This window comes from Actinosynnema sp. NPDC037264 (assembly GCF_055603705.1).
Window position 1 is genome coordinate 16,482 of the sequence record NZ_JBVJVK010000071.1, and the last position, 23,631, is coordinate 40,112.

Below are 23,631 nucleotides of genomic sequence, written 5' to 3' on the forward strand. Positions count from 1 at the left end.
GGTCGAAGGGGGGAGGAGAGGAAAGGAGAAAGGGTACACGAGGACGGAAGGAGGCTGAGGGGGGGGGGGGGCCGTGCGCCGGCGGTCCCCCTCCCCCCCCCCCCCCCACACCGACCGCCGCCGCGCTGGGCGGGCGAACCGGCGGCAACACCTCGCTCGGCCGGCTGAAGCACGTGCGGGCCGGTGTGCTCGACATCGCCTACGCCGAGTTCGGCCCCCGCACCGGCCAGGCCGTCGTGCTGCTGCACGGCTGGCCGTACGACGCGCACAGCTACGTCGACGTCGCGCCGCTGCTGGCCGCCGAGGGCTACCACGTCCTCGTGCCGTTCCTGCGCGGCTACGGCGAAACCAGGTTCCTGTCGCCGCACACCGCCCGCAACGGCCAGCAGTCCGCGGTGGCGCTCGACGTCATCGCCTTCATGGACGCGCTGCGGATCGACAAGGCGGTGCTCGGCGGGTTCGACTGGGGCGCGCGGACGGTGGGCGTGGTGGCCGCGCTCTGGCCACAGCGCTGCAAGGCGATCGTCGCGGTGAGCGGGTACCTCGTCACGAACCTGGCGAAGAACCTGGAGCCGCTGCTGCCGGCGGCCGAGCGGAACTGGTGGTACCAGTACTACTTCGCCACCGGACGAGGCGTCCTCGGCTACCGCCGGAACCGGCACGAGTTCAACAAGCTGATCTGGCGGGACGCGTCGCCGCGGTGGGACTTCGACGACGCGACGTACGACCGCAGCGCGGTGTCGTTCGACAACCCGGACCACGTCGACATCGTGATCCACAACTACCGCTGGCGGCTGAGCCTGGCGCCCGGGGAGACCCGGTACGACCGCTACGAACGGCAACTCGCCACCGCGCCGGCCATCGCCGTGCCCGCGATCACGATCGGCAGCGACTTCGACGGCGCGGCGGCGGACGGCGCGTCCTACCGCGACAAGTTCACCGGCCGGTACGACCACCGGGTCTTCGAGGGCATCGGCCACAACGTCCCGCAGGAGGCGCCGCAGCCGTTCGCCCGGGCGGTCGTCGACGCCGACCACCTCTGAACGTCGACGCACGCGCCCGACCCCGGCCGGGCGCGTGCGTCCACTGTGGTCAGACGGCGGCGGCCTGGAGGGTGACCTCGATGTTGCCGCGGGTCGCCTTCGAGTACGGGCACACCTGGTGCGCGCCGTCGACCAGCTCCTCGGCGGTCGCCTGGTCGATGCCCGACGCCGTCAGGCGGAGCACGGCGCTGAGCTTGAACTCGCTCGCGACGGTGTCGTGGTGCAGCGTGATCTCCGCGACCACGGCGAGGTCCGTCGGGCGGACCTTCTTCGTTGCCGCCACCCGGCGCACCGCGCCGACGAAGCAGGACGCCCAGCCGGCGGCGAAAAGCTGCTCCGGGTTCGTCGCGCCGCCCGCGCCGCCGAGCTCCTTCGGCACGGCGAGGGCGACGTCGAGCGCGCCGTCGTCGGAGGACGCACGGCCACCGTTGCGCCCTTCCGCGGTGGACGTGGCGACTGCGGTGTACGTGACTTCGGACATGGTTTCCTCTGCGTTCTCGGGATGTTCGTGCGGGGGAACCGCGGTGCTCGGACTTCACCGCAGTGCCCGGAGCGACACTAGGAACGCGGTGCGGTCCCCGGCGACCGTCGGACGACGTCATGCGTGTACGTCATCGATTTCTGTACTTGCGGGTACATTTTCGACTCGGCACCGTGGGCCGCATGGCATTGGACGAGTACTTCTTGTTGGGCCGTTCCGGGCTGCGCGTCAGCCGGCTGGCGCTGGGCACGATGACCTTCGGCACCGGCGGTTTCCACGCCGCGTACGGCAGGACCGAGGACGAGGCCCGGCCGATCTTCCGGCGCTACCTGGAGGCGGGCGGCAACTTCCTCGACACCGCGGACTTCTACACCGCGGGCGAGAGCGAGACGATCCTCGGCCGCCTCGTCGCCGAGGCGGGCGTGCGCGACCGGGTGGTGCTCACCACCAAGTTCACCAACAGCGTCGACCCCGGCGACCCGAACGCGGGCGGCAACGGCCGCAAGCACATGATCCGGGCGGTCGAGGCGTCGTTGCGGCGCCTGGGCACCGACTACGTCGACCTGTTCCTGCTGCACACGTGGGACCGGCTGACACCGGTCGACGAGGTGCTGCGCACGTTCGACGAACCTGGCGCGGGCGGGCAAGATCCGCCACGCGGGGCTGTCCGACGTGCCCGCCTGGTACGCCGCGCGGGCGCAGACCCTCGCCGAGGCGCACTCGCTCACCCCGATGATCAGCCTCCAGCTGCCGTACTCGCTCATCGACCGGACCGTCGAGGCCGAACACGTCCCGGTGGGGCAGGAGCTGGGGCTCGGCGTCACGGCGTGGAGCCCGCTCGGCGGCGGCTTCCTCACCGGCAAGTACCGCCACTCCGACGCCGGGCCGACCGGCGAGGGCAGGCTCGCGGGCGGCGGGTCGTCGTGGACCGACCGGCAGTGGGAGCTGCTGAAGGTGGTGGAGGCCGTGGCCGCCGAGCTGGGGGTGACGATGGCCCAGGTCGCGCTGAACTGGGTCGCGAACCGGCCCGGGATCGGCGCGGCCATCGTCGGCGCGAGCAGCGCGGAGCAGCTCGGCACGTCGGTGGCGGCGCTGGACTTCGAGCTGCCGGCGGAGCTGCGCGACCGGCTCGACCGGGCCAGTGCCGAGCCGCCGGCGTCGGTCTACCGGATGTTCACGCCGGACTACCAGGAGTGGCTGGTCAGCCCGGGGGTCAAGCTCGGCGACAAGCCGGCCGGCTACCGCCCGGTCGTGCGCAACTGGGCTCAGCGGTAGTCGCGCAGGTGGTCCAGGCACAGGTCCAGGGCGGATTCGAGGTGTTCGGCGGAGCCCGTCGACATCAGGATCGTCACCCCGCCCTGGATCGCCGCGATGACGGCGCCGGCCGTGCGGTGCGGGTCGACGCGGCGGCTGACCCGGCCGCTGTCCTGCATCTGCTCGATGCCGACCCGGACCTGGTGCTGCCACTGGGCGAGCAGCTGCCGGGTGACCGCCTGTGCCGCCGGGGTGTGCCTGCCGACCTCGGTGATCAGCACGCCGAGCGGGCAGTGCACGCCCTGCCTGCGGTAGCGCTCGACCACCACGTCCCGCCACCGCCGCCACGCCGCCCACGACGTGAGCTGCCCGAGGTGCGGCTGCTGGTCTTCGATCACCCGGTCGGCCTCCCAGTGGGCCACGGCCAGCAGGAGCTGTTCCTTGCCCTCGGGGAAGTAGTGGAACAGCTGGCTCTTGCCGGTGCCGCTGCGCCGCCCGACGTCCTCCAGAGTGGCCGCGTTGATGCCGCGCTCGCGGATCTCCGCGGCCATCGCCTCGACGATCCGCTGCCGGGTCGCGGCGCCCTTCTTCGTGAGCACGGGCCCTCCCTGGACTGTACCGACTGGTCCAGTATGGGCGGTGCGCGTCAGCTCTCGGACCGGGCCGCTCCCCGGAGCAGCACGCGCGCGTGCTCGCGGAAGGCGTCGGTGGCGGGGTGGGTCGCGCTCCGGGGCCAGACCACCCGCACCGCCACGGGGTCGGCGTCGGTGATCGGCACGTAGCGGACGCCGGGGTGCGGGTGGGTGTGCGCGGTCGCGTCCGTGGTGACCCCGACGGCGTCGCCGGTGGTGATCGCGGTGAGCCATTCGTCGGCGTTGGCCACGTCGAGCGCGTCGGGGCGGTGGTCGGCCGGCCACAGGTCGGTGCTGGTGCTGGTGGCGGTGGCGCAGATCGCGACGGGCCGGTCGGCGAGGTCGTCCAGCCGGACGGCGAGGGCTCGCGCGAACGGGTGATCTTCGGACACGGCGGCCACGCGTGGTTCGAGGTAGAGGTCGGCGGACGCCAGGTCGCGATCGGGGGCCGCCGGCGAGCGCACGAACGCCACGTCGATCTCGCCGCGCCGCAACGCGCCCTCGGGGTCGTCCGGCCGGAACACCCGCAGTTCCGCGTCCGGCCGGGCGTCGCGCCAACCGCGCAGCAACGGCACCGTGTGCCTGCCGAGCGCGGCCCAGGCGAACCCGACGCGCAGCGCCCTCGGCCCGGCCTTGACCTCGGCCAGCGCGTCATCCACCTGGGTGAGGATGCGGTTGGCGTGCGCCAGCAGTCGCACGCCGGCCTCGGTCAGCGCCAGGCTGCGGGTCGTGCGCTCGACCAGCCTGGTGCCGAGCCTGCTCTCCAACTGCTCCAACGTGCGGGACAGCGCGGGCTGGCTGACGTGTAGCACGGCCGCGGCGCCGGTGATCGTCCGCTCGTTGCCGATCGCCGCGAACGCCCGCAGGTGCCGCAACTCCACATTCATAACCGTGGAGCATAAGTGCTGCGCATTCGGCATTTCACGGACGGTGCGGATCGGCTCTAGCGTGATCGCCATGAAGATTGTCCTCATCGGCGCCGGCGGCACGCTCGGCACGGCCGTCCACAGCGCCCTCACCGAACGCGGCCACGACGTCGTCACTGTCGGGCGCTCCGGCGGCGACCTGCGCCACGACGTCAGCGACCCGGCGCAGGTCGCCGAGATGTACGAGCGGGCGGGCCGGGTCGACGCGGTCGTGAGCGCGGCGGGCGACGTGCCGTGGAAGCCGGTCACCGAGATGACCGCGCAGGACTACCTGGACGCGTTCCGGGGGAAGGTGCTGAGCCAGGTCGAGCTCGTCCGGCAGGGCGTCGGCCGGATCGCGGAACGGGGTTCGTTCACGCTCATCACCGGCGTGCTGGCGCGCGAGCCCGTGCCGACCGGCAGCGCGGCTTCCCTGGCGAACGGCGCGGTCGAGGCGTTCGTGCGGGCGGCGGCGATCGAGATCGCGCCGCAGCGCGTGAACGCCGTCAGCCCGACCGTGTTCACCGAGAGCCTCGACGCCTACGGCGACTTCTTCCCCGGCATGGAGTCGGTCGACCTGGCCAAGGTCGCCCGGGCCTACGTCCGGTCGGTCGAGGGCGCGCAGACGGGGCAGGTCTACGAGCTGTAGGCGCGTCCGGCGAATCCCGCGTGCGATCATATGCGCGGGATGGACGACCGCAATGCCGCCGACGAGGTCGACAGCGTGCTCACCGCGCTGGTCGATCCGACGCGCCGTCAGCTGCTCGACCTGCTCGCGGCGCAGGGTGAGACCACGGCGACGAAGCTGGCCGAGCAGCTGCCCGTGTCACGGCAGGCGGTGGTGAAGCACCTCGCCGTGCTGGACGCCGCCGGGCTCGTCTCGGGCGGTCGGGTGGGGCGTGAGGTGCGCTACTCGGTGCGACCCGCGGCACTCGACGCGACGGCTCGGTGGATGGCCTCGCTGGCCGCCGACTGGGACCGGCGGCTGGCGGCGATCAAGCGCATCGCGGAGGCGGCGGACCGGGACGCCCCGTAGGGCTCGACCCTCGACGCGGTGTGGGGGCGCTGGTTTCGCAGAGCTGCGCGGTGGTGTGCAGGGCGCGTGGCGCGGTGGCGCTGGATTGGCTGAGCTGCGCGGTGGTGCAGGGCGCGTGGCGCCGCCGGACGGGTCGGGGTGTCCGGCTGTGCGGTGGCGCAGGGCGCGTGGTGCGGCCGGGTGGTGGCGTTGGCCGTGCGAGGTGGTGTGGTTGCGGTCGGGAGGGTCCTAGTACACGACGTGCTTGCCGCCGTCCACGATGATCGCCTCGCCGGTCACCAGGTCCATCGCCAGCAGCCCCAGCACGGCCTGCGCCACGTGCCCGGGATCGGCGGTGCGGCTCAGCGGCACGGTTCGCCGTTCGGCCGCCGCCCGTTCGGCGAACCCCGCCTCGCCGTGCAGCGACGTCTGCCACCGGGTCGTCACGGTGCCCGGCGCGACGGCGTTGACCCGCACGTCCGGCGCGAGGGCCACGGCGAGGTTGCGGGTCAGTTGCAGCAGCCCCGCCTTGCTCACGCCGTAGGCGATGGACGACCCGCCGGCCCGGTAGCCGGAGATGGACGCGACGTTGACCACCGCGCCGCGGGCCACCCGCAGGTCCTCGGCGAACGCACGCGTGACGCGGAGCGTGCCGACCACGTTGACGTCGAGCACGTGGTGGAACACCTCGTCGGTCAGGGCGTCGAGGTCCGCGTGCGGCACGGCCTTCGTCGTGCCCGCGTTGTTGACCAGCACGTCGACCCGGCCGAACCGGGCGCGCACCCGTTCGGCGGTCGAGCGCACCTGGCCGTCGTCGGCCACGTCGACTCGCTCGGCCACGGCCTCGCACCCGGCGGCGGTCAGCTCGGCCACGGCGGACTCGGCGTCGGCGGAGGACCGCGAGTAAGTCACCACGACCGCCCGGCAGCCCGCACGGGCCAGCGCCAGGGCCGTGGCGCGGCCGATCCCGGTGCCGCCGCCGGTCACCACGGCGACGGTGTCGTGCAGGTCCATTCAGATCCTCCCGATCCCGCGCAGGGTGGCCACCACCCCGTCCTGGTCGATCCGGCGCACCGCGTCGGCCAGCAGCGCGCGGAACACGCGCGACTCGCGCAGCGGCAGCGGCAAGGTGAGCACCGGGAAGTCCTGCTGGTGCAGGAAACCGGCGACGGCCAGGCAGATCAGGCGCGGCTCGATGCCCAGCACCAGCAGGTCGACCGCCGGGTCGAGCAGGCGTTGGGGCAGCTTGCGCAGCGCGTCGCCGGCGATCTGGTCCAGCCGGTGGGTGATCCGCGGGTTGGCCAGCCGGGTCAGCAGCGCCTCGACCTCCCGCTCGCCCGGGCACCGGCCGAACCGGCGCAACGACGGTCCCGTCTCGGTGCGCAGCAGGCGTTCGGCGAAGTGCGCGAGCTCGGGGCGGCCCAACGCGTCGGCGGTGCTCGTGCAGCCGGCCAGCAGGCCGAGGTGGGCGAGCGCCGAGTGCGTGCCGTTGACCAGCCGCAGCTTCGCGGCCTGGTGCGGCGCGATGTCGGCCACCAGCTCCGCGCCGACCTCGTCCCAGGCGGGACGCCCGGCGGCGAAGTCGTCCTCCACCACCCACCGGCGGTGCGGTTCGCCGACCACCGCGGCCCGGTCCTCCAAGCCGAGGACCTCGGACACGCGGGCGAAGTCGGCGTCCGTGGTGGCGGGCACGATCTGGTCCACCACGCTGGACGGGAACCGCACGTGCTCGTCGACCCACTCGGCGAGGTCGCCCTCCCCGCGCCGGGCGCAGAACTCCCGCACCAGGCGCGCGACCAGGCGGCCGTTGTCGGGCAGGTTGTCGCACGAGAGGACGGTGAGCCCGGGGTGCCCGCGAGCACGGCGGCGGCGCAGGCCGGCGACCACCTGCCCCACGGGGGTGCGCGGCGGCCCGCCCGCGAGGTCGGCCGCCACGTCCGGGTCGTCCGCGCGCAGCCGCCCGGTGACCGGGTCGTGCCGGTAGCCGGCCTCGGTGACGGTCAGCGTCACCACGCGGGTGTCCGGTTCGGACAGCACGGCCGTCAGCCGATCCGGCTGCTCCACGGCCAGCAGCGCCTCGCGCACGCTCCCGACCACGCGCAGCCGGTCGTCCTCGGCGCCGCGCTCGGTGACGGTGAACAGGTGGTCCTGCTCGACCAGCGCGTCGACCAGCCGCCCGTTGCGCTGCGCCACGGCGCAGATGCCCCACGGCCCGGGCTCGACCCGCATCGCCTCCTGCGTCAGCACCGCCTGGTGGGCCCGGTGGAACGCGCCCAGTCCGATGTGGACGATGCCGACCGGCGCGCTCGGCAGGTCGGCCGCCAGCCACCCGGGCAGCCGGGCCGTCGACAGGCGGGGATGGGTCACCTCGGCGCCACCCCGGCGGTGTCGACGGCGGCGATGTCGACGTCCTTGCCCTCCGCCGAGAGCAGGAACGCCACGAACGACACCACGGCGGTGCCGATCATCCACAGCGCGACCGGCCACCCCTGCCCGTCCGCCCGCGCGACCAGGGCGGCGGCCACCAGCGGCGAGAACCCGGCCAGCGCCGCGCCGATCTCGCGGGACGCGGCGAACCCGGTGTAGCGGACGCGCGCGCCGAACAGCTCGGCGTAGAACGCGGGCTGCACCGCGATCATCGGCGCCAGGCCGAACGCCGTCGCCACCACCAGCGCCACCCAGATCAGCACCGGTTCGCGCGTGTCGAGCAGCAGGAAGAACGGGAACGCGAACGCCGCCGTGAACACCACGCTGAACAGGTTGAGCGGTCGCCGCCCGATCCGGTCGGACAACGCGCCGTACACCGGTTGCAGCACGATCACGACCACGCCGAACACCACCACGCCGGTGAGCCCGACCCAGCGCGGCAGCGCCAGCGACTTGGTGATGTAGGCGAGGCTGTAGGTGGCGTAGATGTAGACGATCGCGGTGTCGCAGATGTGGGCGCCGATGCCGATCAGGAAGTTGCGCGGGTAGCGGCGCAGCGCGTCGGACACGGGCAGCTTCACCGTGGTCCGCTGCCGGGCCATGCGCTGGAACACCGGCGACTCGTCGACCCGCAGCCGCACGTACAGCGCGACCGCGATCAGCGCGAAGCTGAACCAGAACGGGATGCGCCACGCCCAGTCCAGCACCGTCTGCCGGGGCAGCGTCTCGACCAGCAGGAACACCACCGTGCCCGACAGCAGGCCGAGCTGGACCCCGGTCTGCGCGAACGAGGTGAAGAAGCCGCGCCTGCGCGGCGGGGCGTGCTCGGCCAGCAGCGTGGACGCGCCGCCGAACTCCGCGCCCGCGCCGAGGCCCTGGCACATCCGCAGCACGGTCAGCAGGATCGGCGCGGCGATGCCGATGGAGTCGTAGGTCGGCAGCAGGCCGATCAACCCGGTCGACACGCCCATGACCAGCGTCGTGACCACCAGCGTCGACCGGCGGCCGATGCGATCGCCGAGGTGGCCGAACACGAAGCCGCCCAGCGGCCGGACCGCGAAGCCGACGCCGAAGGTCGCGAACCCCACGACCACACCCGTCGCCGGGTCCTCGGTGACGAAGAACAGCTCGTTGAACACCAGCGTCACGGCGAAGCCGTAGATGAAGAAGTCGTACCACTCCAACGCGGTGCCGACCACGGACGCGCCGACGACGCGGCGCAGTCGCCCGCCGCCGGCGGGGTCTTCGCGCACCGCGTCGTGCTCGGCCGCGGTGCGGTCGGCGGCTCCGGTCATGTCGTTCCCTCCTTTGCCGTGAGCAGGCCGTGCAGCTCGCGCCAGGTCTCCTCGGTCATCGGGATGCCGTCGCGCAACCGGGCGCGACGGGTGCGTGCCTCCGGTTCGCCCGGCACCAGCACCTCGCCGCCGCCCTGGGCGGGCGGGGTGCCGGCCAGTTCGCGGCAGAACAGCTCCGCCTGCTCGCGAAACCGCTCCACCGGGGTGAGCGAGCCGATGTCGACGGCCACCAGCACTGTGCCGAACCCGCCGCGGTAGCCCGGCAGGCTGCCGATGCCCATGCCGGTGAGCAGGCCGCCCACCACCTCGATCAGCACGCTCAGGCCGTAGCCCTTGTGCCCGCCGAACGGCAGCAGCGCGCCGCCCGCGTAGAAGTCGCCGGGATCGGTGGTCGGTCGGCCGTCCGGGTCGAGCACCAGGCCCTCGGGCACCCGCTCACCGCGGTCGCGGGCCACCGCCAGCTTGCCCTCGGCCACGCCGGACGTGGCCCAGTCGACCACGATCGGCGGGCGGTCCGCCGCACGGGGCGCGGCCCAGGCGAGCGGGTTGGTGCCCAGTCGCCGTTCCCGGCCGCCGTAGGGCGCGACGGTGGCGTCGGCGTTGCCGAACGCGAGCGCGACCAGGTCGTGCTCGGCCAGGAAGCCGACGTACTCGCCCAGCCTGCCGACGTGGTTGCAGTCCTGGATCACCGCGACGCCGCTGCCGTGCGTGCGGGTCAGGGCGCGCAGCTCGCGGGCCGCGACACCGGCCGCGACCCGGCCGAGCGCGCCGTTGCCGCGGACCACGACCGTGCCCGGACGCGGGTGGTCGACGCCGGGGCGGGCGCGCGGGTCGATCCGGCCGTCGCGGATGCGGGCCACGTAGTCGACGAGCCTGCGCACGCCGTGCGAGTCGTGGCCGGTCAGGTTCGACTCCACCAGCGAGCCCGCGACCGCCTTGGCGTCGACGAGGTTCGTGCCGGCGTCGAGCAGGATCCGGACCGCGAGCTTGGTGAGCTCGCTCGACGTGACCTTCATGCGTTCCGCCTGACGGAATGCGGTTCCATCGACATGGCTCCACCATGACATGGCTCGCCCCGCCTTGTGAAGGCGGTCACAGGGCGATTCGGTTCAGTCGGCGCCCAACGCGCGCGAGACCTCGGCGGCGGCGCGCACGACCAGCTGCGGCAGGTCCCGGGGCGCCTCGGCGAGGTCGACCAGCGACGCCGCCGACAGCCCGCCGACCACCTCACCGGTGTGGTTGACCACGGCCGCGCCGACCGCGCGCACGCCCGCCTCGTTCTCCTCGTGGTCCTCGGCGTAACCGCGTGCGCGGACCTCGGCCAGCTCGGCGAGCAGGGCGCGTTCGTCGGTGATGGTGCGCTCGGTGCGTGCGGGCAGGCCGGTGCGGCGGGCCAGGGCCCGGACCTCGTCGTCGGGCAGGGCGGCCAGGATCGCCTTGCCGATGGACGTGCAGTGCAGGCGCAGGCTCATGCCGACGCGGGAGGCCAGGTGGTAGGGCCGGGCTCCCTCCACCTTGGCCACGTACACCGCCTCGTCGCCGGACAGCAGTGCGAAGTGGACCGTCCACCCGGTCCGCTCCTGGAGGTCGCGCAGCGTCGGGCGGACGTGCTCGGCGACGTCGAGGCGCTGGAGGAACCGGCCCGCGAGGCTGAGGATGCGCGGGCCGCCGAGGTAGCCGCCCCGACCGTCGGCCCGCGCGAAACCGCGCTGGACGAGGGTCTGCAGGATCCGGTGCACGGTGGGCTTCGGCAGGCCGGAGGCGTCGGCGATGTCGGCGATGCGCGAGTGGTCGGCGAGCGCTTCCAGGACGCTCAGCGTCTTCTCGGCCGCGGACAGCGGTGCGTCGCCACTCATGGCCTCAATGTAGGCCAGGTTCGATCACCACGACCGGCGCGCGCGGATCAGCGGTGGCTCTTGCGCGGCGTGACGACCGCGGTCAGGCCGTCGAGGAGGCGTTCGAGGCCGAAGTCGAACAGGGACTCGAGGTCGACGTCCGCGCCCGGCTCGGTGACCCGCGCGAGGTGCGCGATCAGCGGGCCGTCGACGGCGAGGCGGGCCGTCATCCACTGCTTGCTGGTCATCCCGGTGTCCAGCTCCGCGCCGGCCTCGCTCTCGATGTTCAGCGCCGTGCCGCGCACGTGGTTGACCACGGCGGCGTAGACGTGCAGGCGGGTGCGCTCGTCCAGCCCGAGGCCGTCGAGCGCCCGCAACGTCCACTCCGCGTACGCGAGCAGTCCCGGCAGCGTGGCCGGCCGGACGATCGACACCAGTCGCGGCAGCCAGGGGTGGCGTTGGTAGGCCGCCCACTGGAGCCGGGCGGCGACCCGCAGGTGGGCCCGCCACCCCGGCGGCGGCCGCGGGTACTCGATCTCCGCGAACGCGGCGTCGGCGACGAGCTGGGGGAGGTCGGCGTCGAAGTGCTCGCGCAGGGTCACGGTGGCGACGCCGAGCTTGGCCGCGACCGCCCGGGGGGACAGCGCGGCCAGGCCGTCGGCGTCGGCGATGCCCATGGCCACCCGGACGACGCGGTCGCGGTCCAGACCGCCCGCCGACCGCGACGGCAGCCTGCGCCGGGCCACCACCGCGCCGACGCGGGACGTCGACTCGATGGCGCCCGTCTGCTTGAGCGCGGCCAGCGCCTTGGTCGCGGTGGCCATGGCGACGCCCCACTCGCGCATGATCGCCCTGGTGGTGGGGACCGGGTCGCCGGGCCGCAACTCGCCGTCCGCGATGCGCCGTTCGACCTCGGCGACGATCCGGAGGTACGGCGGCGGCTCGTTCACGGCGTCATCGTGCCAGGCTTCAGTGCTCGGGCAACCAGTTGCCGTGCAGGCCGAGCGGCACCCTGGCCGGGAGGTGCACGCGGGCCACGGGTTCGCCGGTGAAGTCCTGGGCCGAGAGGATCACGAGGTCGCTCGCGCCGCGCTCGGGGTTGTGGACGTAGGTGAGCAGGTAGCCGTCGTCCTCGCCCTGCCCCGTGGCGGCGAACACGGCCTCGCCGACCGCCTCGTGCCGGCCGAACCCGTGCACCTCGGACGTGCCCCGGTGCAGGTCGTGCTTGACCAGGGCGTTGGTGAAGGCGTCGTCGGACGGCGTGCCCTCGGGCGTGAACGGGATGCCGTACAGGGCGGTCGCGGCGGAGTAGCCGTACCGGTGCGCGCGGGTGGCGCGGGCTTCGGCGACCCGCGGGAAGTCCTGCGGCCGGTCGTCCAGGCGGCGCTGGTCGACCCGGTCCGGGGTGATCGTCCAGCGGTCCAGCGCGGGCCGGATCGCGCCGGGGTCGGCCGGGTCGAACGGACCTTCGGCCGTGACGACGTCGACCACGACCGCGTCACCGTCGTCGTAGGCGTTGAGCGTGTGGCTGACGTGCACCGGGTCGATATCGAGCCAGCGCACGTCGCCGCCGGTCCGCGGCATGACGCCGACCCGGGTCGGGTGCTCCGGGAGCCAGCGGCACTCGAACCCGTCGAAGCCGATCGGCGTGTCCCAGAGGACGACGTGGTTCTCGGTGAGCGCGAAGTCGTGCATGAACGGCGTCCGCGTCAGGGGGACGGTGGTGGTCCGCACGACGTGCCCGTCCGCGTTGATGACGATGTGCTGGACGAACTCGTGCCCGGGCATGTACGAGAGCGAGTGCAGTTCGCCGGTGAGCGGGTCGTGCTTCGAGTGCGCGCCCGCGGTGAAGCCCTCGGCCGTTGCACCGAGGGCGCACACGCCGACGGTGTTGAGCTCGGCGTCCAGCTCGGCGGGCGGCAGGCCGCCCTCGGCCAGGGCGAACGTCCGCCGGGCGTGCTCGAACACGTGCACCATCGGCGCGAAGCCCGGCGTGCGGACGAAGCGGTTGCGGTACCACTCGGCCCGGCCGTCGCGCAGCCGCACGCCGTGCACCATGCCCTGCCCCATGCCCCACAGGTGCACGGCGGGGTCCTCGACGCCCAACGGGTTGGGCCCGTTGCGCAGGTAACGGCCGTCGAGCTCGGCCGGGATCCGCCCGGTGACGGCGAGGTCGTGCGCGGTGATCTCTTCGGTGACCGGGGCGAAAGGCCCCTCCAGGTACTTCATGTGAAAACCGTATGCGGGAGATCGGCCGGACTTCTCGCGATGACGGCAAATGCCCCGCTGTGCACTAGTGCAACCGCACGAGCGGGTCGGGGCCCAGTGTGGCCCATCACCTCTGAATACGAAATGTGCGGCGAACTTCGGTATTTCGACTTCGGTCGTCACTCGCCATTACCGCGAATGGTCGTCCCGGTCCGATTCGGCTTCCTGCTCTACTTGCCGAATGATCACACGAAGATTCTCGATGGTCGCCGTCGCGGTGTTGACCGCGGTCGGATCCGTGCTCTTCCCGACGGTTCCGGCCACGGCCTCGATCTCGGCGTCGGCCGTCACCACCATCGTCAACCGGGCCAGCGGCATGTGCCTCGACGTGCCGGGCGGCTCGCTGGACAACAAGAAGCCGGTGCAGACCTACCACTGCAACGGCGGCGCGAACCAGCAGTGGGAGTACCTCCCGAGCACCATGCCCGGTTACGGCCAGTTCAGGAACGTCGCCAGTCAGAAATGCCTCGACGTGCGCGGCGCGAGCACGGACCCGGGCGCGACGATCCAGCAGTACATCTGCATGGACGTGCCGAACCAGAAGTGGAACTTCGACCCGTCGTCCGGTTACCTGAGGGCGTTGCACAGCGGCGGGTGCGCGGCGGCGGAGCATTTGCAGTACAAGGCTCCCGTCAGTCAGCACCCGTGCAATCCGTCGTACTTCGTGTTCACCCTCTGGTACGTCTCGATCTGATCTTCCGACCCCTGGCCCGCCCGATGGCGCGTGACGTCATCGGGCGGGCTCGGCTTGTTCGAACGTGTTCGGCGATCGACCCGATCGGTCCTGCTGCGGGGAGGAGTCGCGTGAAGCGCTTGGCGAGGCCGTTGCTGCGCCGGTTGGGGACGGAACGGGGAGTGCGGCGCCTGGCGTGGGTGCCGGTGGGCTCCAGCTACTACTGACCGATGTCGTTCGGTCCGATCCACCGACTGGGGTGGCGGGGATGCGGGCGCTGCACCGGCGGTGCGTGCGGAAGCCCGTCTTCCGCACGCTCGCCGGCAGGCGGTGGTCTGCGAGCCCGGGTTGGCCAGGCGGGCGCTGGTCGACGCCGACGCGCGACTGGAGCACGTGCCCGCGTTCTGGCGTCCCGGCGGCGTTCCGCTGCCTGCGCCGGTGTGCGCCGCGCTGAACCGGTGGGTGCGCGCGAGCCTGGTGGCCGAGGATCCCAAGTCCATGGCCGCGGTCGCCCTGAGCCCGGGCCCGACCTCCGCCACGAGCGGTGCGCGGGCCTAACGGGACTGGAGGGCGTCCACGGCGACGGCCTGCGCGATGACCGCACGGCGGTCGATGTAGGGGTCGGTGATCCGGATCAGGTAGTGGTCGCGGACCCACGTCTTCTTGTCCACGCTGAACACCGGCTGACCGTCGCGGGCGAAGTCGAAGTGGTAGCGGAACGGGAACGGGATGTTGTTCACCAGCGGCAGGAAGCCCCAGAGGCGGCGCAGAACGGCGAGGCCGTGGTTGCGCTCGCGGCCCGTGGTGGTCGGCGCGTTCGGCTGGTCGAGGTGCCAGGTCGAGTTGATCAGGGACTTGCCGAAGTCCTTGCGGAACAGCGCGATGGACTGCCCGGCGCCGTCGATCACGTCGTAGCCGCTGCCGAGGTCGATCACCTTGCGCGCGCGGAAGCCCGCGAGCACCTGGCTCTTGCTGGAGTCGGTGTAGATGGTCACCTGCTCCTTGAACGCCATCCGCTTCTGCTCGACGAACGCCACCAGCGGACCGGGCTCGCCGCCGTTGTCGGCGAAGACCTCGTAGCGGTTCACCATCAAGGTGACCTTCTGGTGCATGTGCAGCACGTTCGTGGCCTGCGTGAGCATGGACGTTCCCCCTGGGCTTCGGTGAGCCCGAAGTTTGTCACCCGACCGTGTGAAGATCACCACAGGGGCCGGGTGACGGGCCGGGCGCGCGGCCCGGCCCGCCGTCCGAGGTCAGGCGGCCTGCGCCTGGTTGTAGAGGTTCTGGGCGTCGGCGCCGAAGTACGGGCCGAACATCCAGTTCGGGAACAGGTTGATCTTGTAGCTGTTGACGGAGTTGACCGTGCCGACGCCGGTCGCCTCGGAGAACGCGCGGAACCAGGGGCCGCCGCTGGCGCCACCGGTCATGTTGCACGTCATGCCGATGCCGTCGCTGAGGAAGGCGTTGAACGTCCGACCGCTGCAGTAGACGAGCTTCGTGCCGTCGTACGGCGCGGCGGCGGGGTAGCCGAACGCGTAGGTGTTGTCGGCGCGCGGCAGGTTGAACGCGATGCCCTGCGCGCCCACGACGTCGGTGAGGGACTGGCCGTTCAGCTGCCCGACGACGATGGCGCCGATGTCGTAGTTGATGTCCTCGCTCGCGTGCCACTGGGGGGTGGCGAAGGTGGCACGTGCGTTCCACGTGCCGTACGGGGCGTTCCCGTTGTCGTAGGCCGGGACGAACGCGACGTTGGTGTGGTAGGCGCCGTCGAGCTTCACGCAGTGCCCGGCCGTGACGACCGTGCTCTTGTTGGCGCTGGTGACGGCGTTGCCGCTGCACGAGGCGTTGCGGCCCTGGTAGGTGAAGAACACCCGGCCCGCGGTCCGCACGACCGCGCCGCCGCCGGTCCACGCGCTGCCGCCGTTGGGGAAGGCCAGCGGTGCGATGGTGGTCGGCTCGCCGGCCGGGACGGTGGAGCGCAGCGCGGAGGGGGCCGTGGTGCGGAGGTCGAGCGGAACGGCGGCGCGCATCCGTTCCGGTGTCCAGTAGGAGCCTGGTGCGGGGGCGGACTGCGCCGCCGGGACGGTGATCACCGACAAGGCCAGCGCGCTCGCCAGGGTGACCAGTCGTTTCACAGCACGGTTCATGATCTTCCACCTTTCGTGGGTCGATCAATGGCAGGGACCGTGTGGTGAAAGTTACTCAGCGCAACGCCCGGGCGTCTCCGGCGAACGGGTGAGAACCGGCCGGCTCCGCCCCCGCCGGCGTCGTGGGACACGCCCGGCGTGGCCCGAGGTGGGCACGGCTTGACCTTCCAGCGGGTGGAGCTCGTACGGTCCCGTCCATGACCCGCTGCTCCGAGTGCGGTGCGCCCGCCCGTCCGCACTCGTGCGAGGAGCTGTTCCACGTCGTGCTGGCGCTCGACCACTCCCGGCGCGCCCCGTGGGGACCGCTGCACGGCGTCACCGTGTCGTGCTTCCTGCTCCAGCACCCCGGCCGCCTGCCGGAGCGGGACCGGGCCCGTCCGTGGGCGACCCTGCACGTCTACCTGGACGGCGGCCTGACCGCGGTCACCCGGTTCGCCGAAGCGATGCGCCGCGCCAACTCCCGGCACGGCAGCGGGCTCGCGGACGTCGTGGCCGGCGTGCCGGTCGCACCGCTCGGCCCGACGCCGAGGGCCTTCGAGGTGACCATCGACGACGTCGCCGTGGACGGCACGTTCCCCGCCACCGGCTTCCCGGACCGGGTCGGCGCCTGGACCGCGGCCACCGTCGCGGCCTGGCGGCGCTGACCCCGAAGGCGTCGCGTTTGTGGTCGGCGGGGAAGGGGCACCTGAGGGTGTCCTGTGTCCCCGCCGGAGGGTGGTAGCGGTGTCGCTTCCTGGCTGTGGCGAGCTCCTGGCCGGTCGGTACGAGTTGGCCGGCACGTTGGGCGTCGGCGGCATGGCCGAGGTGCGCCGCGCGTGGGACGCGGTGCTGCGGCGGGACGTCGCGGTCAAGTTGTTCGACACCACCGCGGACGCGGACGCGGGGCGGCGGTTCGACAACGAGGCCCGGACGCTCGCCGCGTTGTCGCACCCCGGGCTGGTCTCCGTGTACGACGCCGGCCACGCCGACGGCACCGCGTTCGTCGTGCTGCGGCTGGTCGAGGGCCGCACCCTGCGTGATCGGATCGCCGACGGACCGCTGTCGGTGACCGAGGTGCGGGAGTTGGGCGCACAGTTGGCCGACGCGTTGGCCTACGTGCACGAGCAGGGCGTGGTGCACCGGGACGTCAAGCCGTCCAACATCCTGCTCGACCACGACGGCACGCCCTACCTGGCCGACTTCGGGCTGGCGCACCTGGCCGACACCACCCGCTTCACCCGAACCGACCAGATGGTCGGCACGGCCGCCTACCTGGCGCCGGAACAGGTGCGCGGCAGCGAGATCGGACCGGCCGCCGACGTGTACTCGTTCGGGTTGGTGCTGCTGGAGTGCCTGACCGGTCGCCGCGAGTACCCGGGCGGTGACGTCGAGTCGGCCGTGGCCCGGCTGCACCGCCCGCCGGCCGTGCCCGACGACCTGCCCGCCGACCTGGTGCGCCTGCTGTCGTTGACCACCGCGCTGTCGACTCGTCGCCGGCCCACCGCCGACGAGTGCGCCCGCGTGCTGCGGGGCCGCCCCGGCGACGACCCGACCGTCGCCACCGCCGCGCCCGGCTCACGTCGGCAGTTGACGGCGCTCGTCGCGTCGGCGGCCGGGCTGGTCGGCGCGCTCGGCATCGCCTGGGCGGTGTCGCCCGGACCTTCACCGGCCACGTCCGCGCCCGTGGAGCCGGCGCCGCAAGCCGTCGTCCAGGACACGACCACGCCGCGGGACCAGCCGGTGACCGGCACGACGACGAGCACGACGACACCGGTCATCGAGGAGCGGCCCGTCGCCGGTCCGAAGGTGGGACCCGCGCCCGGCCAGGCCAAGGACGGGAAGGGGAAGTCGTCCGGCAAGGCAGGGAAGGGCAAACCCTGAGCGGGCGCACCCGCCGCGCCGGATCCGATCACGTGCGTGGAACCCTGTGGCGTTGATCCGCGTCGGTCCTGCAGTGGCGGCGTGGCGGAGCCGGGGGAGTCATGGCGGAGGAGTTCGGGCCCTATCGGGTCGGCGAGCTGTTGGGGCGCGGCGGCATGGGCGAGGTGCACCGGGCCCACGACACGGCGCACGACCGCGTGGTGGCGTTGAAGCGGCTCTCCGCCGAGCACAACGACGACGAGGACTTCCGCGCCCGGTTCCGGCGCGAGTCGCGGATCGCGGCACGGCTGCGTGAACCGCACGTCATCCCGATCCACGCCTACGGCGAGATCGACGGCCGGCTCTACCTGGACATGCGGCTGGTGGAGGGGCGCGACCTGGCGGCGGTCGTCGCGGACGGGCCGCTCGACCCGGCGCGGGCGGTGCGGATCGTCGCCCAGGTCGCCGGCGCGCTCGACGCCGCGCACGCGGACGGCCTGGTGCACCGGGACGTCAAGCCGTCGAACATCCTCGTCACGCCGGACGACTTCGTGTACCTGGTCGACTTCGGCATCGCCCGCAGCGTCCTGCCCGCCGGCACGCACCTGACCGCGTCCGGCGCGGTGATCGGGACCCTGGACTACCTCGCGCCCGAGCGGTTCGGCGACGGGCAGGTGGACGGCCGCGCGGACGTCTACGCCCTGGCCTGCGTGCTGCACGCGTGCGTCACGGGCAACCGGCCGTTCGAGGCGGACAGCGCCGCCGCCCTGCTCTGGGCGCACCTCCAGCAGCCACCGCCCGCCGCCTCCGCCGCCAACCCCGCCGTGCCGCGCGCGTTGGACGGGGTTATCGGGCGCGGCATGGCCAAGGACCCGGCGCAGCGCTTCCAGACCGCCGGCGCCCTGGCCGCCGCGGCGGCCGAAGCCCTCGCCACCCCGCCACCTGTCCCCGCTCGACCTCGACCGTCCACCCCACCTGCCCCGGCCCAGGGCACGCCCGCGCCGTTCACCCCGGCCCAGGGCACTCCCGCGCCACCCGCCGCTGCCCCGGGCACCCCTCCGGCACCCGCCGCTGCCCAGGGCGTGCGAGCGCCGTTCACCCCCACTCACGGCACGCCTTTGCCGCTCGTCCCCAACCCCGTGACGGGTCCGCCCCGGCGGGTGCCCGAGCGCAAGGTGCCGGTCGCGCCGATCGTCGCCGGCGCCGTGGCGTTGGTGCTGGTCGCCGTGGTGCTGGTCTGGTCGTCGGACTGGCTGGGCGACGGCCGGCTCGCGAGTTCCCCCACGACCTCCGTGACGACCTCGGCCTCCACGACGACGTCGACCTCCAAGGCGACCACGTCGACAACGCCCGCGCCGACCACCACCACCGTCGACCAGCAGGCGTCCGTGCTGCTGGAACGGCTGCCCACCGTCTACCGGGGCAACCCGAGCTGCGCGCCCACCCCGTCGAGCGGGGGAGCGGCCGCGACCGTCACGTGCACCAAGGCGAACTCGGCGCACTTCCGCTTCCCGCCACCGGACCAGGCGGTGTTCCACCTGTTCACCGATCGCGCCGCCCAGGACGCCCACTTCAAAGCCCTCGTGGACGCCAACCGCATCCCGCGCGACGACAGCCAGGGCGGCTGCCGACCCCTGACCCAGCCCGCGCACTACTCCCTGTACTACCGGTCCGAGAGCGGTCCCGTCCCCGGCGAGTACACGACCTGCTTCGTCGCCGACGGCGTCGGCCGGGTGTGGTGGGTCGACACCCGGACCTCCGTCACCGGCGAGCTGCGGTCGTCGACGGCGCTCGACCCCGACTCGCTCGACCAGCTCGGCTACTGGTGGAACACGATGATCCTCACCCAGATGTCCTGAGGTCGCCGAGCTTGCGCTCCAGCACCGCCCGTTCACGCTCGTTGCCGCACAACCGCACGGCCCGCTCCAGCTCGACCCGCGCCTCGTCCCCTCGACCCAGCCTGCACAGCAGCTCACCGCGCACGCTGGGCAGCAGGTAGGAGTTCGCCAGCGCGTCGGAGCCCGCCAGCCCGTCCACGATCGGCAGCGCCGCGGCCGGTCCACTGGCCATGGACACCGCCACCGCCCGGTTGAGGTCGACCACCGGTGACGGCGCGAGCCGGCCGAGCGCCTCGTACAGCAGCACGATCCGCTCCCAGTTCGTCGCCTCCACCGAGGGCGCGACGGCGTGGCACTCGGCGATGGCCGCCTGCAAGCCGTAGGCCCCGAGGCCGCGCCCGACCTTCTCGGCACGGGCCAGCGCGGCACGTCCACGCCGGATCGCGGCGTGGTCCCAGCGGCGGCGGTCCTGGTGCTCCAGCAGCACGGGCTCGCCGTCCGACCCCGTGCGGGCGGGGAAGCGCGCCGCGGTCAGCTCCAGCAGCGCCAGCAGGCCGTGCACCTCGGGCTGGTCGGGCACGAGCCTGCTCAGCACGCGGGCGAGCCGCTGCGCCTCGCCCGCGAGGTCGAACCGGATCAGGTCGTCACCGGAGCTGGCCGTGGACCCCTCGGTGAAGATCAGGTAGACCACGTTGAGCACCGAGTTGAGCCGCGCGGTCCGCTCCTCGGCCGTCGGCACCTCGAACGGCACGCCGGCCGCGCCGAGCGTCTTCTTCGCCCTGGTGATCCTGGCCTGGACGGTCGCGGTCGGCACCAGGCACGCCTTGGCGATCTCGTCGCTGGTCAGACCGCCGACCACGCGCAGCGTCAACGCCACCCGCGCCTCCCGCGACAGCACGGGGTGGCAGGAGATGAACATCAGCGCCAGCACGTCGTCGTCGATCTGGTCCGGGTCCCACGGCAGGTCGTCGGCGTCGACGGGGCCGCCACCCGAGGTGGCTCCGCCCTCGCCGAGGTCGTGCGCGAGCGCGGCGTACCTCTCGTCGAGGGCGGAGCGCCGGCGGAACGCGTCGATCGCGCGCCGCCGGCCGACGGTGAGCAACCACCCCGCCGGGTTGGTCGGCACGCCGTCGCGCGGCCAGGTCACGAGCGCCTCCGCCAGCGCCTCCTGCGCCAGGTCCTCGGCCAGCGCGAAATCGCCGGTGTAGCGCGCGAGCGCGCCGACGATCCGCGCCGACTCGATCCGCCAGACGGCGCCGACGGCGCCGCGGCCCGTGGGGTCGCCCGCGGTCGACCCGCTCAGAGCTGACCGGTGGCTTCCCGCCACGCCCGCTCCTTCTGGATCCACTCGTTGTCCTGGGGGAACTCGTCGATCGAGGAGACCCGGCGGATCTCGGTCTTGAAGCCGGGCCCGCTGATCGGGAACCGCTTGGCCCACTCGACGGCTTCCTCCCTCGACGCCACGTTGAGGATGTAGAAGCCGTTGAACAGCTCCTTCGTCTCGCCGTACGGGCCGTCGGTGACCACGGGCGGTTCGGACGAGTAGTCGACCACCACGCCCTCTTCGGCCTCGGCGAGCCCTTCCGCGGCGACCAGCACGCCGGCCCGGATCAGCTCGTCGTTGAACCTGCCCATCGTCTCCAGCATCTCGGTGAAGTCGATGTCGCCCATCTGGGCGTAGGCCTCGTCGGTCGCGCGCATGATCAGCATGTACTTCATGGTTCCGTCTCCCTGGCCGTCGTCCGGGCCCTCTCTCGGACCCTGTCACCCCAAGGTCGAACGGACCGCGCCGCGGATCGACACACCCGCCGAACTTTTTCCGAGAGAGCGCGGGCAGCCTACTTCGCCGAGCCGGTCCGCGCGGATCCACGGCGCGCCCGCGCCACCGGCCACACCGGACACCGTGGTCAGCCGGTCACCGGAGTGGCAAACGACCTTGCCGTCTTGGCAAGCTGCGGGGCATGGACGACGACCTGGACCGCGTGCTGACCGCCGTGGGACCGCGGCTGCGGGCGCTGCGCCGTGCCCGCGATGTCACCCTGGCCGAGCTGGCCGAGACCACCGGCATCTCGGAGAGCACCCTGTCACGGCTGGAGAGCGGCCGACGGCGGCCGAACCTGGAGCTGTTGCTGCCGCTGGCGCGGGCGCACGGCGTGCCGCTCGACGAGCTCGTCGGCGCACCGCCCACCGGCGATCCGCGCATCCACATCCGCACGATCCGGCGGCACGGCATGACGTTCATGGCGCTGAGCCGCCGACCGGGCGGCACGCAGGCGTTCAAGGTGCTCATCCCGGGCGCGCTGCACGACGCCGTGCCCACGCCGCAGACCCACGAGGGGCACGAGTGGCTCTACGTCCTCAACGGACGGCTGCGGCTCGTGCTCGGCGAGCAGGACATCGTGCTCACGCCGGGGGAAGCGGCCGAGTTCGACACCCGGGTACCGCACTGGCTCGGCACCGCCGGCGCCGAGCCCGTCGAACTGCTGATCCTGTTCGGCCCGCAAGGCGAACGCGCCCACGTGAAGACCCGCACCTGAGCAGGCACGCCGGTGTGCCCCTCACCTCGCTGTGAGGGGCACACCGGCGTGCGTCACGGGGTTCGGCAGCTGACCGTCGGCGCGGCCCACTGGCCGTTCGCCATCACGGTGAAGCCGAACGTGGTGCTCGCACCTGCGGCGAGGTTGCCGTTGCCGCTGGGCTTCATGGTCATCACGTTGCCGCTGGAGTCCCAGGTGGGCGTGCCGCTCCACGTCGCGGAGATCTTCTGCGGCGACGTGACGGTCACGGTGGCGGTCCAGCTGGTGATCGCCGTGGCGCCGGCCCGGATCGTCACCTCGCCGTTGAAGCGGTCACCCCACTGCTGGCTCGTGCGGTAGGTCGCGGTGCAGGAGCCGCCATCCGGCTGCGTCGTGGTGGTGGTCGTCGGGTTGGTCGTGCCGGGCGGGGTGTCCGTCGGCGCGACGGCCCGACCGGTCGACGGCGAGATCATGCCCGCGCACAGGCCGCGGCTCGCCAGGTTCGACGCGATCTGGGGGACGGCGTTGATGGTGGTCTGGTAGCCGTCGTGCATAAGGATGACGCCGCCGTTCTGCAGCGTGGACGCGGCCTGGACGATCTGGGCGGTGCTGGCGTTGTTCCAGTCCTGGGAGTCGACGTTCCAGAGCACCTCGGTGAGGCCGAACTGCGCTTCGACGGCCTTGAGGGTGCTGTTGGTCTCGCCGTAGGGCGGGCGGAACAGCTTGGGCGCGACGCCGGTGGCGGACTGGATGGCCTGCTGGGTCTGGGAGATCTCCGAGGTCATCTGGGCCTGGCTGAGCTGGGTCATGTGCGGGTGCGACCAGCTGTGGTTCTCCACCCACATGCCGGCGTCGCGCTGGCTGCGGGTGAGGGCCGGGTTCGCCTGGACGTTGTTGCCCTGGTTGAAGAACGTGGCCCGCAGCCCGGCCGACCGCAGCGCGTTGAGCAGCTGGGTGGTGGTGCCGGCCTTGGGGCCGTCGTCGTAGGTCAGGGCGACGTAGCCGTTGGCGCAGTTGGCGTTGTTCGGCGGCGTGGTCGTGGTCGTGGTGGGGCCGGTCGGGCTCGCGGCGTTGAGGGCGTTGAGGACCGAGGTGTAGGCGGCTTTCTTGTTGCCGGAGCCGTCGAAGAGCAGGGGGGTGCCGGAGGCGCGCCAGGAGTCGGTGTCGCGGATGCCCCAGACGGTGATGCCGGTGCAGCGGGTCACGGCGAGGCAGGCTTGGACGACGCCTTGGTACTGCTGGGCCTGGGAGGAGCCGGAGCCTTCGATGTCGAGTTCGGTGATCTGGACGTCGACGCCGAGGTCGGCGAAGTTCTGCAGGGTGGTGTGGTAGTTGGAGGGGACGGGGTTGCCGCTGTTGAAGTGGGCTTGGAAGCCGACGCAGTCGATGGGCACGCCGCGGGACTTGAAGTCCTGGACCATCCGGTAGACGCCCTGGGTCTTGGCGTGTGACCAGTTGTCGGT

General features: G+C 72.7%; 25 protein-coding genes and 1 pseudogene. 11 read left to right on the top strand and 15 right to left on the bottom strand.

Annotated features, from left to right (window positions below; translation table 11 throughout):
* Positions 1 to 125: 125 nt before the first annotated feature.
* Positions 126 to 1,043 (top strand): alpha/beta fold hydrolase, encoded by a 918-nt coding sequence (locus tag ACZ7GX_RS39980; protein ID WP_498785046.1) that lies wholly within the window; start codon positions 126 to 128, stop codon positions 1,041 to 1,043.
* 49 nt (positions 1,044 to 1,092) lie between these two features.
* Here the strand turns inward: ACZ7GX_RS39980 and ACZ7GX_RS39985 are convergent, their stop codons facing one another.
* A complete protein-coding gene (locus ACZ7GX_RS39985) occupies positions 1,093 to 1,524 on the bottom strand; it encodes an organic hydroperoxide resistance protein (RefSeq protein ID WP_498784996.1) in 432 nt (143 codons plus the stop codon).
* A gap of 251 nt (positions 1,525 to 1,775) precedes the next feature.
* Here ACZ7GX_RS39985 and ACZ7GX_RS39990 point away from each other — a divergent pair.
* A pseudogene (locus tag ACZ7GX_RS39990) lies at positions 1,776 to 2,090 on the top strand (aldo/keto reductase); the annotation flags it as partial.
* A gap of 106 nt (positions 2,091 to 2,196) precedes the next feature.
* Positions 2,197 to 2,799, top strand: a complete 603-nt coding sequence (locus tag ACZ7GX_RS39995; RefSeq protein ID WP_498784998.1) for an aldo/keto reductase — start codon at positions 2,197 to 2,199, stop codon at positions 2,797 to 2,799.
* Here the strand turns inward: ACZ7GX_RS39995 and ACZ7GX_RS40000 are convergent.
* Together ACZ7GX_RS40000 and ACZ7GX_RS40005 are read right to left on the bottom strand one after the other, a co-directional pair.
* Positions 2,790 to 3,377: a TetR/AcrR family transcriptional regulator gene (locus ACZ7GX_RS40000; protein ID WP_498785000.1), complete on the bottom strand. Its 588-nt coding sequence runs from the start codon at positions 3,375 to 3,377 to the stop codon at positions 2,790 to 2,792. The two genes, ACZ7GX_RS39995 and ACZ7GX_RS40000, sit on opposite strands and share 10 nt — an antisense overlap.
* Before the next feature lie 47 nt (positions 3,378 to 3,424).
* A complete protein-coding gene (locus ACZ7GX_RS40005; protein WP_498785002.1) occupies positions 3,425 to 4,297 on the bottom strand; it encodes a LysR family transcriptional regulator in 873 nt (290 codons plus the stop codon).
* 70 nt (positions 4,298 to 4,367) lie between these two features.
* On the opposite strand from ACZ7GX_RS40005, the gene ACZ7GX_RS40010 reads away from it, so the two are divergent.
* Positions 4,368 to 4,964, top strand: coding sequence for a short chain dehydrogenase (locus tag ACZ7GX_RS40010; protein WP_498785004.1), 597 nt, complete (start codon positions 4,368 to 4,370; stop codon positions 4,962 to 4,964).
* A gap of 39 nt (positions 4,965 to 5,003) precedes the next feature.
* Positions 5,004 to 5,351: an ArsR/SmtB family transcription factor gene (locus ACZ7GX_RS40015; protein WP_498785006.1), complete on the top strand. Its 348-nt coding sequence runs from the start codon at positions 5,004 to 5,006 to the stop codon at positions 5,349 to 5,351.
* A 228-nt stretch (positions 5,352 to 5,579) separates the two neighbouring features.
* Here the strand turns inward: ACZ7GX_RS40015 and ACZ7GX_RS40020 are convergent, their stop codons facing one another.
* The 7 genes from ACZ7GX_RS40020 to ACZ7GX_RS40050 form a co-directional block, all read right to left on the bottom strand.
* On the bottom strand, positions 5,580 to 6,344 hold the full coding sequence (locus tag ACZ7GX_RS40020) for an SDR family NAD(P)-dependent oxidoreductase (RefSeq protein WP_498785008.1): 765 nt from the start codon (positions 6,342 to 6,344) through the stop codon (positions 5,580 to 5,582).
* Positions 6,345 to 7,697, bottom strand: coding sequence for a mannitol dehydrogenase family protein (locus ACZ7GX_RS40025; protein ID WP_498785010.1), 1,353 nt, complete (start codon positions 7,695 to 7,697; stop codon positions 6,345 to 6,347). It abuts the gene before it with no gap.
* The gene (locus ACZ7GX_RS40030) at positions 7,694 to 9,052 is read right to left on the bottom strand and encodes an MFS transporter (RefSeq protein WP_498785012.1); all 1,359 of its coding nucleotides are present in this window, start codon (positions 9,050 to 9,052) and stop codon (positions 7,694 to 7,696) included. The genes ACZ7GX_RS40025 and ACZ7GX_RS40030 overlap by 4 nt, the downstream gene beginning before the upstream one ends.
* A complete protein-coding gene (locus ACZ7GX_RS40035) occupies positions 9,049 to 10,068 on the bottom strand; it encodes an Ldh family oxidoreductase (protein ID WP_498785014.1) in 1,020 nt (339 codons plus the stop codon). Before ACZ7GX_RS40035 ends, ACZ7GX_RS40030 begins: the two co-directional genes overlap by 4 nt.
* Before the next feature lie 93 nt (positions 10,069 to 10,161).
* Complete coding sequence (locus ACZ7GX_RS40040; RefSeq protein WP_498785016.1) at positions 10,162 to 10,908, bottom strand: IclR family transcriptional regulator; 747 nt, start codon at positions 10,906 to 10,908, stop codon at positions 10,162 to 10,164.
* Positions 10,909 to 10,955: 47 nt separating this feature from the next.
* Complete coding sequence (locus ACZ7GX_RS40045; RefSeq protein ID WP_498785018.1) at positions 10,956 to 11,837, bottom strand: GntR family transcriptional regulator; 882 nt, start codon at positions 11,835 to 11,837, stop codon at positions 10,956 to 10,958.
* A gap of 19 nt (positions 11,838 to 11,856) precedes the next feature.
* Entirely contained in the window at positions 11,857 to 13,116 is a 1,260-nt protein-coding gene (locus ACZ7GX_RS40050; RefSeq protein WP_498785020.1) for a carotenoid oxygenase family protein, read from the bottom strand.
* Between the two features lie 220 nt (positions 13,117 to 13,336).
* Here ACZ7GX_RS40050 and ACZ7GX_RS40055 point away from each other — a divergent pair, with 220 nt between their 5' ends.
* Positions 13,337 to 13,849: an RICIN domain-containing protein gene (locus ACZ7GX_RS40055; protein ID WP_498785022.1), complete on the top strand. Its 513-nt coding sequence runs from the start codon at positions 13,337 to 13,339 to the stop codon at positions 13,847 to 13,849.
* 309 nt (positions 13,850 to 14,158) lie between these two features.
* Complete coding sequence (locus tag ACZ7GX_RS40060) at positions 14,159 to 14,386, top strand: hypothetical protein (RefSeq protein ID WP_498785024.1); 228 nt, start codon at positions 14,159 to 14,161, stop codon at positions 14,384 to 14,386.
* Here the strand turns inward: ACZ7GX_RS40060 and ACZ7GX_RS40065 are convergent.
* The gene (locus ACZ7GX_RS40065; RefSeq protein ID WP_498785026.1) at positions 14,383 to 14,970 is read right to left on the bottom strand and encodes an LURP-one-related family protein; all 588 of its coding nucleotides are present in this window, start codon (positions 14,968 to 14,970) and stop codon (positions 14,383 to 14,385) included. The genes ACZ7GX_RS40060 and ACZ7GX_RS40065 overlap by 4 nt on opposite strands.
* Before the next feature lie 111 nt (positions 14,971 to 15,081).
* Positions 15,082 to 15,975, bottom strand: a complete 894-nt coding sequence (locus ACZ7GX_RS40070) for a trypsin-like serine peptidase (RefSeq protein ID WP_498785028.1) — start codon at positions 15,973 to 15,975, stop codon at positions 15,082 to 15,084.
* 197 nt (positions 15,976 to 16,172) lie between these two features.
* Here ACZ7GX_RS40070 and ACZ7GX_RS40075 point away from each other — a divergent pair, with 197 nt between their 5' ends.
* The 3 genes from ACZ7GX_RS40075 to ACZ7GX_RS40085 all read left to right on the top strand — a co-directional run bounded on the left by ACZ7GX_RS40075 (position 16,173) and on the right by ACZ7GX_RS40085 (position 19,673).
* On the top strand, positions 16,173 to 16,619 hold the full coding sequence (locus ACZ7GX_RS40075) for a DUF5946 family protein (RefSeq protein WP_498785030.1): 447 nt from the start codon (positions 16,173 to 16,175) through the stop codon (positions 16,617 to 16,619).
* 79 nt (positions 16,620 to 16,698) lie between these two features.
* Complete coding sequence (locus ACZ7GX_RS40080; protein WP_498785032.1) at positions 16,699 to 17,835, top strand: serine/threonine-protein kinase; 1,137 nt, start codon at positions 16,699 to 16,701, stop codon at positions 17,833 to 17,835.
* Positions 17,836 to 17,936: 101 nt separating this feature from the next.
* Entirely contained in the window at positions 17,937 to 19,673 is a 1,737-nt protein-coding gene (locus tag ACZ7GX_RS40085; RefSeq protein WP_498785034.1) for a serine/threonine-protein kinase, read from the top strand.
* Here the strand turns inward: ACZ7GX_RS40085 and ACZ7GX_RS40090 are convergent.
* Both ACZ7GX_RS40090 and ACZ7GX_RS40095 read right to left on the bottom strand, forming a co-directional pair.
* A complete protein-coding gene (locus ACZ7GX_RS40090; protein WP_498785048.1) occupies positions 19,657 to 20,955 on the bottom strand; it encodes an RNA polymerase sigma factor in 1,299 nt (432 codons plus the stop codon). The two genes, ACZ7GX_RS40085 and ACZ7GX_RS40090, sit on opposite strands and share 17 nt — an antisense overlap.
* Positions 20,952 to 21,371 carry a YciI family protein gene (locus ACZ7GX_RS40095; protein ID WP_498785036.1) on the bottom strand — a complete coding sequence of 140 codons (420 nt, stop codon included), beginning with the start codon at positions 21,369 to 21,371 and terminating at the stop codon, positions 20,952 to 20,954. The genes ACZ7GX_RS40090 and ACZ7GX_RS40095 overlap by 4 nt, the downstream gene beginning before the upstream one ends.
* A gap of 242 nt (positions 21,372 to 21,613) precedes the next feature.
* On the opposite strand from ACZ7GX_RS40095, the gene ACZ7GX_RS40100 reads away from it, so the two are divergent.
* Positions 21,614 to 22,189 carry a helix-turn-helix domain-containing protein gene (locus tag ACZ7GX_RS40100; protein ID WP_498785038.1) on the top strand — a complete coding sequence of 192 codons (576 nt, stop codon included), beginning with the start codon at positions 21,614 to 21,616 and terminating at the stop codon, positions 22,187 to 22,189.
* 53 nt (positions 22,190 to 22,242) lie between these two features.
* Here ACZ7GX_RS40100 and ACZ7GX_RS40105 read toward each other — a convergent pair.
* Positions 22,243 to 23,631 (bottom strand): endo-1,4-beta-xylanase (locus tag ACZ7GX_RS40105; protein WP_498785040.1); only part of this gene is annotated, 1,389 nt, incomplete at its 5' end.

What these genes read in the sequence shown, in the direction of transcription:
- ACZ7GX_RS39985 (WP_498784996.1), bottom strand. Translation starts at nt 1,524, where the DNA reads ATGTCCGAAGTCACGTACACCGCAGTCGCCACGTCCACCGCGGAAGGG.
- ACZ7GX_RS40005 (WP_498785002.1), bottom strand. Translation starts at nt 4,297, where the DNA reads ATGAATGTGGAGTTGCGGCACCTGCGGGCGTTCGCGGCGATCGGCAAC.
- ACZ7GX_RS40010 (WP_498785004.1), top strand. Translation starts at nt 4,368, where the DNA reads ATGAAGATTGTCCTCATCGGCGCCGGCGGCACGCTCGGCACGGCCGTC.
- ACZ7GX_RS40015 (WP_498785006.1), top strand. Translation starts at nt 5,004, where the DNA reads ATGGACGACCGCAATGCCGCCGACGAGGTCGACAGCGTGCTCACCGCG.
- ACZ7GX_RS40020 (WP_498785008.1), bottom strand. Translation starts at nt 6,344, where the DNA reads ATGGACCTGCACGACACCGTCGCCGTGGTGACCGGCGGCGGCACCGGG.
- ACZ7GX_RS40030 (WP_498785012.1), bottom strand. Translation starts at nt 9,052, where the DNA reads ATGACCGGAGCCGCCGACCGCACCGCGGCCGAGCACGACGCGGTGCGC.
- ACZ7GX_RS40035 (WP_498785014.1), bottom strand. Translation starts at nt 10,068, where the DNA reads ATGAAGGTCACGTCGAGCGAGCTCACCAAGCTCGCGGTCCGGATCCTG.
- ACZ7GX_RS40040 (WP_498785016.1), bottom strand. Translation starts at nt 10,908, where the DNA reads ATGAGTGGCGACGCACCGCTGTCCGCGGCCGAGAAGACGCTGAGCGTC.
- ACZ7GX_RS40050 (WP_498785020.1), bottom strand. Translation starts at nt 13,116, where the DNA reads ATGAAGTACCTGGAGGGGCCTTTCGCCCCGGTCACCGAAGAGATCACC.
- ACZ7GX_RS40055 (WP_498785022.1), top strand. Translation starts at nt 13,337, where the DNA reads ATGATCACACGAAGATTCTCGATGGTCGCCGTCGCGGTGTTGACCGCG.
- ACZ7GX_RS40065 (WP_498785026.1), bottom strand. Translation starts at nt 14,970, where the DNA reads ATGCTCACGCAGGCCACGAACGTGCTGCACATGCACCAGAAGGTCACC.
- ACZ7GX_RS40070 (WP_498785028.1), bottom strand. Translation starts at nt 15,975, where the DNA reads ATGAACCGTGCTGTGAAACGACTGGTCACCCTGGCGAGCGCGCTGGCC.
- ACZ7GX_RS40075 (WP_498785030.1), top strand. Translation starts at nt 16,173, where the DNA reads ATGACCCGCTGCTCCGAGTGCGGTGCGCCCGCCCGTCCGCACTCGTGC.
- ACZ7GX_RS40085 (WP_498785034.1), top strand. Translation starts at nt 17,937, where the DNA reads ATGGCGGAGGAGTTCGGGCCCTATCGGGTCGGCGAGCTGTTGGGGCGC.
- ACZ7GX_RS40095 (WP_498785036.1), bottom strand. Translation starts at nt 21,371, where the DNA reads ATGAAGTACATGCTGATCATGCGCGCGACCGACGAGGCCTACGCCCAG.
- ACZ7GX_RS40100 (WP_498785038.1), top strand. Translation starts at nt 21,614, where the DNA reads ATGGACGACGACCTGGACCGCGTGCTGACCGCCGTGGGACCGCGGCTG.